This is a genomic window from Lichenicola sp. GTC18331 (assembly GCF_055386855.1).
The window spans coordinates 1,107,241-1,119,303 of sequence record NZ_AP045015.1 but is presented as its reverse complement, the minus strand read 5'-3'; the positions used below and the strand labels follow the sequence as shown (position 1 = coordinate 1,119,303).

Genomic DNA, 12,063 nt, shown 5'->3' with positions numbered 1-12,063 from the left:
GTTCTGCCAGCGATCGGCGTTGCCGGCGGTATCGGCTCGTTACGAACTCTGGCAGCCGTCTTCCAGGCGGAATGCGTCGCGGATCCGCCGCACGGTCCCGGCCTGATCCACCAGCATCAGGTCGAACCGGATGCCATCGCGCATCCAGTCCGGATGTTCGGCCAGCAGCAATGCTGCCGCGTCTTCGAGCCGCCTTCGCTGGCGCTCGCTGAGGCAGCGTGCGGCATCGGCGAGGGTCGGGCGCGCCTTCACCTCCACGAAGGCCAGCAGGCCGCCGGAGCGTGCGACCAGATCGATCTCTCCCGCCGCGGTGCGGGCACGCCGGGCCAGGATTTCCCAGCCATCCGCCCGAAGCGCATCGGCTGCGCGCTGCTCGGCGCCCATGCCGCGCGAGAAGGTCTTTGCGGCGTGTGCGGTTCGCAGCGCCGGGGCGGGTGGGGAAACCCGGACGAGGCCGGATCGTTGGTCGATATGGCGGCAGAACGAACGCTGCGGCATGTCCCGCTCCATCGCTTCCTGAGAGTGTCCAGCATGCCAGCCAAATCTTTCTCGTTCATGAACGCATGACCGGTTCGGAATTCGACCACGCGACGGAGCTGGTGCTGATCCCGTTGCGGATCGCGATCTCCGTGCTGGTGACGCTGCATGTGCTGCGCACCAAGCGGGATGTCGGTTCGGCGATCGGCTGGATCGGTCTATCGTGGCTAGTGCCGCTGACCGGCGGGCTGCTCTACGTCATGTTCGGCGTGAACCGGGTGCGTCGTCTGGCCAAGCGCCTCGGCCGCAAGCGCCCCTGGTCGAGCCCGCGCGTCGTGTCGGCCGATCATCACGCGATGACCGGCACGTATGGCCTGCTCTCCGAAGCGGTGCAGCGTTTGTCCGGTCGGCCGCTTCTCGGCGGCAACCGGACCCGGGTGTTCCATGACGGAGACGCGGCGTATCCGGTGATGCTGGAGGCGATCGGCCTGTCGCGGTCGAGCGTGCTGCTCTGCTCCTATCTGTTCCACGACGATCGTATCGGCTCTTTATTCGTGGATGCGCTGATCGCGGCGCACCGGCGCGGCGTGGCGGTGCGTGTGATGGTGGACGGGATTGGCAGCGGCTATCTCCGCTGCCGCGCGGCCACGCGTCTGCGGGCGGCCGGAGTGCCGACGGCGCGCTTCATGCACTCGCTGCTGCCCTGGCGGATGCCGTTCATCAACCTGCGCACTCACAAGAAGATCCTGGTGGTGGACGGCCGGATCGGGTTCACCGGCGGCATGAACATCGCGGTGGAGAACGTGCTGCGGTTCCGGCCGAAGCACCCGGTGTCCGATACCCATTTCGAGCTGACCGGTCCGGTGGTGCATCAGCTCAGCGAGGCTTTCGCCAAGGACTGGTCGTTCTGCACCGGCACGGAGCTGGACGATCCGCTGTTCTTTCCGGAACAGGAGCCGGGACCGGATGATGGTGCTCCCATGCGCGTCATCACCTCCGGTCCCGATACGGACGTGGAGAAGATCGAGTTCGCGATGATGCAGGCGATCGCTGCGGCAACGAAGACGGTGCGGATCATGACGCCGTATTTCCTGCCGGATGAGCGGTTGCTGACCGTGCTGGCGATGGCGGCGATGCGCGGTATCGAGATCGACGTGGTGATGCCGCAGGAAAGCAACCAGAAACCGGTGGATTGGGCGCGCGTACCCAACAACCAGCCCTTGCTGGAGGCCGGCGTCAGGCTCTGGCTGGCCCGGCCGCCCTTCAATCATTCCAAATTGATGGTGATCGACCGGCACTGGTCGCTGATCGGATCGTCCAATCTCGACGTGCGCAGCCTGCGATTGAACTTCGAGCTGAACGTCGAGATCTACGATGACGGGGTGGCCGCCCAGCTCGACGATTTCATGCGCGCGCACCAGCACAAGCGGATCACCCATCACCATGGTGACAACCGCAGCTTTCCCGTGCGCCTGCGCGACTCGGCGGCGCGGCTGATGCTGCCCTATTTGTGAGGGGAGCGGCCGTGCAGTCGGAGCCGCACCCGGATCGGGTGATGGTCGGAGGGCTGGTGCGGCAGGACGCGTGACTCCACGCAGTCGAGACCGCGGGCGAGACAGCGATCGAGCCGGATTGGCAGCATGTCCACCATGCGGTGGGTCGGCGCGCGCGGGCCGATATCCTTGAAGCCGGGCAGCATCGCCGGGCCCACCAGATTGAAATCGCCCAGGATCGTGCCGTTGGGCGGCAGCAGGGTGGAGATCAGGCGCAGCTGGCGCCGGTTCAGCATCTGGCCGTGCGACAGATGCACGTTGGCGACGCTGAACCCGTCCATCTCGATCACCTGGCACACGCGCCGGAACATCGAGCCGGGTTGGAGCGGATGAACGCGCGGTTCCGAGCGGAACGGGGTCGGGCTCCAGCAGGCCACGCCGTGGATCCGGCCGGGAAGGGGCGAGCGCGCGTAGAAGCCGCCGATCCGCTCGGCGAGCCTGTCGATGGAAACCGTCGCTTCCTGCATCAACAGGAGGTCGGGCTTTTCGGCGGCGACGAGACGCGCCACGTCCTCGACCGAGGCGCCCACCGTGCGCAGCAGGTTCCAGCTGACGATCACCGTGGTCCGGGCCGCGCCCGCGTGTTCGGTGCCTGCGTGTTCGGTGGGAGAGGGGGCGTGCGGTTGTGGGCGTCGCGTGGCGGCGAGGGCGGTCATCGGCTGCATCGGCATCTCAAGCGTTCGGCGCGCGGCTTCGTTGCACGTCAGGCGTCGCCGAGCGGCGCATCCGGGCGGGGGCGCGTCACCGTGCCCCGACCGGCTGCGAACTCGACCGTCAGCGTGTAGCCCAGCCCGAGCAGCACCGGTCCCAGGAAGATGCCGAGTCCCCCGAAGGCGAGAATGCCGCCGAGCACGCCGAGCACGGTGAGCAGATAGGGAAGCTGCGCCCCGCGGGCGATGAACATCGGGCGGATGACGTGGTCGGCGCCGGAGATTGCCACCACGCCGAACACGGCCAGGAAGATGCCCCAGCCGAGATGGTGCGACATCGCCAGCCAGATCGCGGCCGGAACCCAGACCAGAGGGGCGCCGATCGGCAGAACGGCCACGAAGGCGGCGATCCCGCCGAACAGCACCGGGCTGGGCACGCCGGCGATGGCGAGGCCGACTCCGGTGAGGATGCCCTGGACGATGGCGGTGCCGAGGATGCCGTAGACGGTGCCGCGCACGGTGCCCCCGACCACGGCGAGCAGGCGCGGCGCCGACGGGCCCGCGATTCGGCCGATCACCGCGGTGATGGTGGAGCCGAGGGCATCGCCGCTGATCCAGAAGAAGAAGCCGATGAACAGGGCGATGACCAGTTGCAGGAGGCCGCTGGCGATCTGCACCAGCACGGCCAGGGTCCGTCTGGCGATGGTGCCGATATAGGGCTGCATGGTGGCGCCGATCTGGTTCAGGTCGGCCGACCAGTGTTGCAGCGTGTCGTCGAGCTGATGGCCCACCATGGGGACGCGGGCGATCCAGCCCGGCGGCGTGGGCAGTCCCTTGGCGGTGAGATGCAACAGGCCGGACAGCATCATCGGTGCGTCCTCGACGCCTGCGGATGCGAGCAGGCCGATCGGCAGCACGACCAGCAGGGCGACCAGCACCATCATCAGCACGGCGGCCACGAAGCGGTTGGTGTGCGCACGCAGGCGGGTGAACAACGGCCAGGTGGTGAAGACCAGGATCGCCGCGAGGAGCAGGGCGGAGAAAAACGGATACAGCACGACGATGCAGCCGGCGGCGACCCCGCCCAGCAGCAGCCCCATCATGATCCGTTCGGCTATCATCCACCCTCTCCGGCCGACCCCGCGACCGGCTCAGGGTGTCACGCAATGCCGTCCGGCGACAGACGGGCCGGGCGCAAGAACAAAACCATGTCAACAGTATACATTGGGAGCCGATGTCCAAATTATGGAAAATCATTTCTGAGACGACTTGCATTAGTCGGGCTTGTGTGTCTAATTAACAACGTTATAATTTCGTAAACGGCGCGACGATCATGCCAACGAGGACAATTGGGACCGGGCCGAGCCCGATGCGCCTGAACGAGATCGGACAGCAACTGCGCGCCTACCGGCTTGAAACCGGTATGCGTGCGGACGAGATCGCCGCCAAGCTCGGCGTGTCTCGCGCGGCCCTGTATCGCTACGAAAAAGGCGAGGTGATCAAGCTCGACACGGTTCAGAGGCTGGCCGAGCTTCTCAAAATATCGCCATTGTCTCTTCTTGGTATCGGTGTCGAATATTATAGCCGGGGAATCGGTTTCTTCGAGCGCCTCCGTCAGGTGGAGGAGAGCGCCGACCAGATCCTCCAGCTGGGCCCTGCCTTCTGTCAGCTGGTGACGTCCGAGGCCTATGACGCTTTGCGGACCGACGCGATGCTGGAGCTGGTCGAGCAGGACAAGGACCCGAAAGCGGCCCGGCTGCTGTGCGATCAGGTGCTGGAGATCCAGGCGGCGCGGCGGCATTCCTATCGCGATCGTCGTCCCGGCATCATCGCCATCCTGCCGGAACAGGCGATCCGCCACGTTCTGGAGAACGGCGTGTGCCCCGGCCTGCCTTTGCGTCCCGAAACGCGCGCGCGCTGTCGCGATGTCGCCCGGATCGAGATCGCGGCGGTGGTCGACGTGCTCGAGACAGAACCGATGGGGCTGCAGTTCAGCCTGCTGCCCGGTGTCTCCGTGCCGCCCACCTGCTTCGTCATGCGCCAGCGCGACCGCGCGACCCTGGCGATCAATCCGTTCGCCTGCGACACGCGCTTCGACGAGCCGGGCGGCATCGCCATGGTGACCAGCGCGCCGGAGGCGGTGGCGGCGCATCAGAAAGTGGCGGAAGCGAGCTGGCGCGAATCCCTGAAAGGGGCAGCGGCGGCGCAGAAGCTTCGTGCCCTGCTTGCGGAGTATGCCGGCCGGTGAAATAGGATGACCGCTTCCGTCCGGCCGTTCGGCTGGATGGCGGGGAGATCGAATGGGTCCGCTTGTTTCCACCGAAGCCCTGGCTGCGCTGATCGCGGATGCCGAAACGCGCGAGCGTCTCGTGATCCTGGACGCCACGGCTTTGCTGCCCGGTCAGAATTTCGATCCCGAGGCGGAATTCCGCGCGACGCACATCCCGGGTGCGCGCCGGTTCGACATCGAGCAGTTCTCCGATCCTGATACGAGTCTGCCGCACATGGTTCCGAGCCAGGGGCGTTTCGCGCGCCTGTTCGCGGCGCTCGGCGCCGGCGACGAGAGCGAGATCGTGTTCTACGATCAGACCGGCCTCGCGTCCGCGGCGCGGGGCTGGTGGCTGGCGGGGCTGTTCGGGCACGACCGCGTGCGCGTTTTGGATGGCGGCCTGCCGGCATGGCGCGCCGAGAACCGGCCGACGGAGAGCGGGGAGCCGGACCCTGTCGGACCCGGCCGCTTCACCGCGCGGTTTCGTGCAGGCCGTTTGGCGGGGCTCGGCGACATGTTGCTCTGGTCGCAACAGGCGGCGGCTGGAGACGAGAGCGCACCGCGTCTTCTGGATGCGCGCAGCGCCGGCCGTTTCACCGCCGAGGTGCCCGAGCCGCGTGCCGGCCTGCCCGGCGGGCATGTTCCCGGCGCGAGCAGCCTGCCGTTCGGGGAGTTGATGGATGGAACGCATCTGAAGCCGGTGGAGGTCTTGCGTGCGCGCTTCGCCGCCGCCGGCGTGACGGAGGGGGACCGCGTGGTGACGAGTTGCGGGTCCGGCCTGACGGCTTCCGTGCTCACTCTGGCGCTGGTCCGGGCCGGGTTCGGGCATGGCGCGCTGTATGACGGTTCATGGACGGAATGGGCCCAGTCGCCCGCGCCGCGTGCCGTGGGCGCCGGCAGATGAGCTGGAGCGAGCTGAACGGCAAGCTGGTGCAGATTGGTCGTGGGCATGCCCACGGCGAGCCGCATTTCGTCAGTCCCGGCGTGTCGCGCGGTTCCACCGTTCTCTATGACAGCATGGATGCGATGCGCGCGCGTTCGGCGCAGCGCTACGAGCACCAGCTCATCTACGGCGCCATGGGCGGGCCGACCCAGGCCTTGCTGGAAGAGGCGATCGCCGGGATCGAGGGCGGGGCGCATACCCAGGTCGTGTCGTCCGGTCTGGCGGCCTGCACCACGGCGTTGCTGTCTTTCCTGGGAGCGGGTGGTCATTGCCTGATCCCCGACAGCGTCTACGGTCCGACCCGCCGGTTCTGCGACACGATGCTGCGTCGCCTGGGTGTGGAAACGACCTATTACGACCCGCTGATCGACGAGGCCTCGCTGTATGCGTTGATGCGCCCGGCCACGCAGGTGGTTTTCGCGGAAAGTCCCGGCAGCCACAGTTTCGAGGTGCAGGACGTGCCGATGCTGGCGCGCGTGGCCCACGAGCACGGCGCCAAGCTGATGCTGGACAATACCTGGGGCATCCATGTGTTTCAGCCGTTCCGGCATGGCGTGGACGTGTCGATCCAGGCGCTGACCAAGTATCCGGCCGGGCATGCGGATGCGATCGTCGGCGCGATCACGGTGTCGGACGAGGCGGACTGGGTGACGCTGCGCGATTCCGTGGTGCAGATGGGACAGTTCGCGTCGCCGGACGATTGCTGGCTGGTGTTGCGCGGGCTTCGGACCATGGGAATCCGGCTGGAACAGCAATCCCGCGCGGCGCTGGAGGTCGCGTACTGGTTGCAACAGCGCCCAGAGGTGGCGCGCGTGCTTCATCCCGCGCTGCCCGACTGTCCGGGCCATCTTCATTTCATGCGGGACTTCAGCGGTGCTGCGAGCCTGTTCGGCGTCGTGTTCCATGATCGCTACACGGCGGCGGCCGTGGAGGACATGGCTGGCGCATTGGGCGTATTTGGGCTGGGCGCCTCTTGGGGCGGTTACGAGAGCCTGGTTCTTCCGACCACGGGTACGATCACCCGTACGGTGAACCGTCCGGAGTCCGGTCCTGCCCTGCGCCTGCATATCGGGCTGGAACCGGTTCCGAGCTTACTGGCCGATCTGGAAGGCGGCCTCGCCGTGTTGCGCGAGGCCTCGTTCTAGCGGGTCAATGATCCTTGCCGCGGCCGGTCGCTGATTGCAGCGCATCGATCCGTTTGGAGGCCTCGCCCTTGCTCAGGGTTTCGTCGAATGGCTCTCCGGCCTCTTCCGACAGCGTCTTCAGATAGGACGCCTGCGCACCGGTCATGCTTTCGCCGCCGGTTGTCCAGTCGTCGGGGTTCTTGACGGTGTTGGACGGCAGATCCTGCGCGTCCGCGGCGTCGGTCTTCGGGTTGTTGCTCATGCCGGCAGGAACGGTTTCGTGCATGGTTTGTTCCCTGGCTCACCGGAACGTCAAAGCGGTCATGCCGCCGTCGGACGGCGTCGGAAGCGCAGGGCTTCCGCGACATGGAGCGGCTCCACCCGGTCGCTTCCGGCCAGATCGGCGATGGTGCGGGATACGCGCAGCATCCGCGTGAAACCGCGTGCCGACAGGGCCAGGCGATCCGCAGCCTGCTCGCCCAGCTCGCGGGCGGCGGCGTCCAGTTCGAATCGGTCCGGACTGGCTTCGGCATTGCAGAGTCCGTCCTGACGGGCGATCTGTCGGGCCCGGCAGTGTTTGATGCGGTCGGCCACCACGCAGGAGGCTTCGCCTTTCGGGGCGCGCGACATCTCGCCGGGCGAAACCGGCGTCATTTCCACGGTGAGATCGATCCGGTCCAGCAGCGGCCCGCTCAGCTTGGACATGTATTCCTCGCCGCAACGGGGCGCCCGCTTGCATTCGCGTCCGGCATCGCCGAGATGGCCGCACCGGCACGGATTCATCGCTGCGACGAGCTGGAACCGGGCCGGGTAGGTGTAGTGCGCAGCGGCCCGCGCGACGGTGGTGCGCCCGGTCTCGATCGGCGACCGCAGAGCTTCCAGCGACTGCCGTGTCAGTTCGGGCATCTCGTCGAGGAACAGAACGCCTTTGTGCGCGAGACTGACCTCGCCCGGTTTCGCCTTCGGCCCTCCACCCACGATCGCCGCCTGGCTGGCGGAGTGATGCGGCTCCCGGAAGGGCGGGCGCGTCACCAGCTTTCCGTCCTGCAGCAGCCCGGCGATGCTGTGGATGGTGCTGACCTCAAGGGCTTCCGCGACCGACAGGTCCGGCAGAATGCCCGGCAGGCGTGCGGCCAGCATGGATTTTCCCGCTCCGGGTGGACCGATCATCATCAACGAATGAGATCCGGCGGCGGCGATCTCCAGCGCACGCCGTGCGGTCTCCATGCCCCTCACGTCGGCCAGATCGGGCTGGTTCGGCACCTCGGCGGCGCCGGGCGGGACCGGCGGGCTCAGCACCTGTTCGCCCCGGAAATGGTTGACCAGCGACAGAAGATCGGGGGCGGCCAGAACCTCGATCCGGCCGACCCAGGAAGCTTCTCCGCCTTGCTGCGCCGCGCAGACCAGCCCCAGATCGCGCTCGGAAGCGCCCATCGCCGCCGCCAGCACGCCGGAGACCGGGTTGATCCGCCCGTCCAGCGACAATTCGCCGACGGCGGCGTAGTTCGACACTTCGTGTCTCGGCAGCACATCCATCGCCGCCAGCACCGCCAGGGCGATCGGCAGATCGAAATGGCTGCCCTCCTTTTGAAGATCGGCCGGCGCCAGATTGATCAGCACCCGCTTGGGCGGAAGGGCCAGCCCCATCGACGTCAGTGCCGCACGCACGCGTTCCCGCGCTTCGCCCACCGCCTTGTCGGCGAGGCCCACCAGCAGAAATGCCGGCAGCCCGTTGGCGATCTGCACTTCCACATCCACCGGGATCGCATCGATGCCGGCGAAGGCGAAACTCTTGACGCAGGCGATGGTCATGCGGGCTCCGGATCAGAACGATCCGAAGCCTATGGGTCGCCGATTTAAGCGCCGGTTAACGGCGCGGCCCGCTCAGCGCTGGTAAAGCAAACGTGCGCGGATGGTGCCGTCGAGCGCGCGCAGCTTGGCCAGGATCGCCGCGTCGTCGTCACGATCGGTCTCGGCTTCCACCACCACGTAGCCCAGCTCGCCGTCCGTCTGCAGGAACTGGGCGGCGATGTTGGCCTGCGCCTCGGAGAAGATCTCGTTGATGCGGCGCAGGATGCCCGGGGTGTTGGTGTGCACGTGCATGAAGCGCGTGCCGCGCGGGCGCGGCGGCAGTTGCACCTGCGGGAAGTTCACCGCGCCCAGCGTCGCGCCGACATCGCTGTATTCCACCAGCTTGGTCGCCACCTCGACGCCGATGCGTTCCTGCGCTTCCGCCGTGGAGCCGCCGATATGCGGGGTCAGGATCACGTTGTCCCGGCCCTGGAGCGGCGAGGAGAAGCGCTCCTTGTTGTTGCCGGGCTCGACCGGAAACACGTCGATCGCGGCGCCGAGCAGGTGGCCGTCATCGAGCGCACGGGCCAACGCGTCGAGATCGACCACGTTGCCGCGTGCGTTGTTGAGCAGGAACGAGCCCGGCTTCATCGCGCGGATCTCGTCTTCGCCGATCAGGAGGTTCGTATCCGGCGTCTGCGGCACGTGCAGGCTGACCACGTCGCTTTCGGCCAGAAGACGGGCGAGGGTCGGCACGGCGGTGGCGTTGCCATGGCCCAGCTTGCCGATGGTGTCGAAATAGATCACCCGCATGCCGAACGCTTCCGCCAGCACGGAAAGCTGCGAGCCGATCGAGCCGTAGCCGACGATGCCCAGCGTCTTGCCGCGCACTTCCCAGCTGTTGGCGGCCGACTTGTCCCAGCCGCCGGCATGGGCGGAGACGGATTTCGGGAAGATGCGGCGCATCAGCATGACGATCTCGCCCATCACGAGTTCGGCCACGCTGCGAGTGTTGCTGAAGGGCGCGTTGAAGACCGGAATTCCCCGTTTGGCGGCGGCGTCGAGCGCCACCTGATTGGTGCCGATGCAGAAGCAGCCGATGGCGACGAGCTTGTCCGCGGCGGCGATCACCTCTTCGGTGAGCTGTGTGCGGCTGCGTATGCCGACCACATGCACCCCGTCCAGCGCCGCGCGCAGCGCCTCGCCGTCGAGCGCGCCGGCATGGCGGGTGACGCTGGCGTAGCCGCTCGCGGCCAGGGTCTCCACCGCGCTGTCATGCACGCCTTCGAGCAGCAGGACGCGGATCCGGTCCTTGGACAAGGAAAGGGGACTGGCCATCGAACGGTGCTCGCTGTTCTTCGAAGCTACGGGGGTTAGGACAAAGCGTTTCCGCCGTGTAGCCGGGCGGGGCGAATGGCTGCTATCGCGCACCCTGGAGCAGGGACGCCGCGGGCGCGGTCAAACGCCCGTCGCCCACGGCCAGAACGGTGCCGTCGCTGTCGGGACGCAGGGGACGGCCGTGCCAGTCGGTGACCCGGCCGCCCGCGCCCTCCACCACGGGCACGATCGCCGTCCAGTCCCACACCTTCATGGTGCGCTCGGCGATCACGTCGATCTGGCCCAGCGCCAGCAATCCGTAGGCATAGCAATCGCCGCCCCAGCTCGTGCGTCTGGTCGCGCCCTGGAGGGCGGCGAAACGGGCGGCGTTGTCGTCCGTCATCATCGCCGGATCGGTACAGGAGAGTTCGGCATCCGCCAGGGCGGCACAGGCGCGGGTGCCGGCGCACCCGCCCAGCGTGCTTTCGAAACGGGTCGGCTGTCCGGCGACGCCGATCCAGCGTTCGCCCGTCGCCGGCTGGTCGATGATGCCCAGCACCGGCACGCCGTCGTCGAGCAGGCCGATCAGCGTGCCGAAGGTGGGGCGGCCGGTGAGAAAGGCGCGGGTGCCGTCGATCGGGTCCAGCACCCAGCGCAGCCGCGCCTCGGGGCGATCGAGCCCGAACTCCTCGCCCAGCACGCCGCATTCCGGCAGGCGGTCGAGCAGCAGCGCCCGCATCGCCTGTTCGGCGTCGCGGTCGGCGATCGTCACCGGGCTTTCGTCGCCTTTCACGTCGGCTCGCACGCCGGCGCGGAAGAAGGGCAGGATCACGCTGCGGGCCAGGTCGGCTGCGGCGATCGCCGTGTCGAGCAGGATGCGGTCGGTCATTGGAGCGGTTCCGCCGGAGCGGTCCTCTTGGCGGTCCTCTTGGGGTGCCTCTGGGCGGATGCGGACGGGACGCCGTTCGGCGCGACCCTGGCGGGGAGCCGGCCCGACACGGGCCGTCTGCGTCCAGCCGGCGTCACGGGTGCAGCGTCTTCAGATAAGCGACCACATTGGCGCGTGCGGCCGGGTCGGCGATGCCGGGAAAGCCCATCCGTGTGCCGGGTGCGAAGGCCTGCGGGCCGGCCAGCCATTCGCCGAGCGTGGCGACGGTCCAGCTGCCGTGATGCGCCGACAGGGCGGGGGAATAGGTGAAGTCGGCGCCCTGGGCGATGCCGCGTCCGAACACGCCCCACAAAGCAGGGCCGGCGCCGGGGCCGCCATCCTTGTCCACCGTGTGGCAGGCGGCGCACTGCCCGGCAACCAGCTCCGCGCCCGCTTTCGGGTCGGCCTTCGCCACCATCGCCTCGAATGCGGCGGCATCGGCGCGGCTTTCGCCCGGCTTGGGCGCTTGCGTGCGCAGAAACGCGATCAGGTCTGCGCGCTGCTGCCCGTCCGGCAGGCCTGCGAACCCCATCAGCGTGCCCGGCGCCATCGCTTGCGGGTTCAGCAGCCAGGCATCGAGCCGATCGGCGCTCCAGCGCCCGCCCAGCGCCGACAAGGCTTGCGAATAATGGAACGAGCCGACGCTCGCGACAGGGCGATCCACCACGCCGAACAGGTTGGGTCCGACACCGGCCGGGGCGCCGTCCACCCAGCTATGGCAGGCGGCGCAGTTCTGTTGCGCCAGGACCGCGCCGTGCTCGGCGGAGGCATGGGCGAGACGGTCGGCGACCGGAACCGTGGCGGTTCGGGGCCCAGGCGGCGTGTCCACGCCCGCGATGGCGAAGGCAGGCCGGGGCGGGGCCGTGTCCGGCACCGCGACCACGGCCACCGTCGCGCAGACGCCGGCGGCGATGGCGGCGCACATCGCGGCGGCGGCGATCCTGTGGAACGAGGAGAACGACATCGGGACATACCGCGCCTGGAGGGGACCGGCCACGCGCAGTGGCGGTT

General features: G+C 68.1%; 12 protein-coding genes. 4 read left to right on the top strand and 8 right to left on the bottom strand.

Annotated features, from left to right (window positions below):
• Positions 1–39: 39 nt before the first annotated feature.
• Positions 40–498 (bottom strand): YraN family protein, encoded by a 459-nt coding sequence (locus ACZ5BM_RS05200; protein WP_498910314.1) that lies wholly within the window; start codon positions 496–498, stop codon positions 40–42.
• Positions 499–563: 65 nt separating this feature from the next.
• Between ACZ5BM_RS05200 and ACZ5BM_RS05195 the strand changes: the two genes are divergently transcribed.
• Entirely contained in the window at positions 564–1,991 is a 1,428-nt protein-coding gene (locus ACZ5BM_RS05195; RefSeq protein WP_498910313.1) for a phospholipase D-like domain-containing protein, read from the top strand.
• Here ACZ5BM_RS05195 and ACZ5BM_RS05190 read toward each other — a convergent pair.
• Positions 1,982–2,701: an endonuclease/exonuclease/phosphatase family protein gene (locus ACZ5BM_RS05190; protein ID WP_498910312.1), complete on the bottom strand. Its 720-nt coding sequence runs from the start codon at positions 2,699–2,701 to the stop codon at positions 1,982–1,984. The genes ACZ5BM_RS05195 and ACZ5BM_RS05190 overlap by 10 nt on opposite strands.
• A 32-nt stretch (positions 2,702–2,733) precedes the next feature.
• Positions 2,734–3,801, bottom strand: a complete 1,068-nt coding sequence (locus tag ACZ5BM_RS05185; protein WP_498910311.1) for an AI-2E family transporter — start codon at positions 3,799–3,801, stop codon at positions 2,734–2,736.
• Positions 3,802–4,049: 248 nt separating this feature from the next.
• Between ACZ5BM_RS05185 and ACZ5BM_RS05180 the strand changes: the two genes are divergently transcribed.
• From ACZ5BM_RS05180 to metC, 3 genes are read left to right on the top strand one after another with little or no spacing between them, the layout of a single operon-like run.
• Complete coding sequence (locus ACZ5BM_RS05180; protein WP_498910310.1) at positions 4,050–4,928, top strand: helix-turn-helix domain-containing protein; 879 nt, start codon at positions 4,050–4,052, stop codon at positions 4,926–4,928.
• Positions 4,929–4,980: 52 nt separating this feature from the next.
• Entirely contained in the window at positions 4,981–5,853 is an 873-nt protein-coding gene (locus ACZ5BM_RS05175) for a sulfurtransferase (RefSeq protein WP_498910309.1), read from the top strand.
• Complete coding sequence (gene metC, locus ACZ5BM_RS05170) at positions 5,850–7,037, top strand: trans-sulfuration enzyme family protein (RefSeq protein ID WP_498910308.1); 1,188 nt, start codon at positions 5,850–5,852, stop codon at positions 7,035–7,037. The genes ACZ5BM_RS05175 and metC overlap by 4 nt, the downstream gene beginning before the upstream one ends.
• Before the next feature lie 4 nt (positions 7,038–7,041).
• Here metC and ACZ5BM_RS05165 read toward each other — a convergent pair whose 3' ends face one another.
• The 5 genes from ACZ5BM_RS05165 to ACZ5BM_RS05145 form a co-directional block, all read right to left on the bottom strand.
• Positions 7,042–7,302 (bottom strand): DUF3072 domain-containing protein, encoded by a 261-nt coding sequence (locus ACZ5BM_RS05165; RefSeq protein ID WP_498910307.1) that lies wholly within the window; start codon positions 7,300–7,302, stop codon positions 7,042–7,044.
• A 35-nt stretch (positions 7,303–7,337) separates the two neighbouring features.
• Positions 7,338–8,828, bottom strand: coding sequence for a YifB family Mg chelatase-like AAA ATPase (locus ACZ5BM_RS05160; RefSeq protein ID WP_498910306.1), 1,491 nt, complete (start codon positions 8,826–8,828; stop codon positions 7,338–7,340).
• Positions 8,829–8,900: 72 nt separating this feature from the next.
• The gene (gene serA, locus ACZ5BM_RS05155) at positions 8,901–10,145 is read right to left on the bottom strand and encodes a phosphoglycerate dehydrogenase (protein ID WP_498910305.1); all 1,245 of its coding nucleotides are present in this window, start codon (positions 10,143–10,145) and stop codon (positions 8,901–8,903) included.
• 82 nt (positions 10,146–10,227) lie between these two features.
• Positions 10,228–11,013 (bottom strand): inositol monophosphatase family protein, encoded by a 786-nt coding sequence (locus ACZ5BM_RS05150; RefSeq protein WP_498910304.1) that lies wholly within the window; start codon positions 11,011–11,013, stop codon positions 10,228–10,230.
• A gap of 133 nt (positions 11,014–11,146) precedes the next feature.
• The gene (locus ACZ5BM_RS05145) at positions 11,147–12,049 is read right to left on the bottom strand and encodes a c-type cytochrome (RefSeq protein WP_498910303.1); all 903 of its coding nucleotides are present in this window, start codon (positions 12,047–12,049) and stop codon (positions 11,147–11,149) included.
• Positions 12,050–12,063: the final 14 nt, after the last annotated feature.

Bases quoted from the DNA above. Each gene is read 5' to 3' on its own strand.
- ACZ5BM_RS05200 (WP_498910314.1), bottom strand. From the start codon at position 498: ATGCCGCAGCGTTCGTTCTGCCGCCATATCGACCAACGATCCGGCCTC.
- ACZ5BM_RS05195 (WP_498910313.1), top strand. From the start codon at position 564: ATGACCGGTTCGGAATTCGACCACGCGACGGAGCTGGTGCTGATCCCG.
- ACZ5BM_RS05190 (WP_498910312.1), bottom strand. From the start codon at position 2,701: ATGCCGATGCAGCCGATGACCGCCCTCGCCGCCACGCGACGCCCACAA.
- ACZ5BM_RS05185 (WP_498910311.1), bottom strand. From the start codon at position 3,801: ATGATAGCCGAACGGATCATGATGGGGCTGCTGCTGGGCGGGGTCGCC.
- ACZ5BM_RS05180 (WP_498910310.1), top strand. From the start codon at position 4,050: ATGCGCCTGAACGAGATCGGACAGCAACTGCGCGCCTACCGGCTTGAA.
- ACZ5BM_RS05175 (WP_498910309.1), top strand. From the start codon at position 4,981: ATGGGTCCGCTTGTTTCCACCGAAGCCCTGGCTGCGCTGATCGCGGAT.
- metC (WP_498910308.1), top strand. From the start codon at position 5,850: ATGAGCTGGAGCGAGCTGAACGGCAAGCTGGTGCAGATTGGTCGTGGG.
- ACZ5BM_RS05165 (WP_498910307.1), bottom strand. From the start codon at position 7,302: ATGCACGAAACCGTTCCTGCCGGCATGAGCAACAACCCGAAGACCGAC.
- ACZ5BM_RS05160 (WP_498910306.1), bottom strand. From the start codon at position 8,828: ATGACCATCGCCTGCGTCAAGAGTTTCGCCTTCGCCGGCATCGATGCG.
- serA (WP_498910305.1), bottom strand. From the start codon at position 10,145: ATGGCCAGTCCCCTTTCCTTGTCCAAGGACCGGATCCGCGTCCTGCTG.
- ACZ5BM_RS05150 (WP_498910304.1), bottom strand. From the start codon at position 11,013: ATGACCGACCGCATCCTGCTCGACACGGCGATCGCCGCAGCCGACCTG.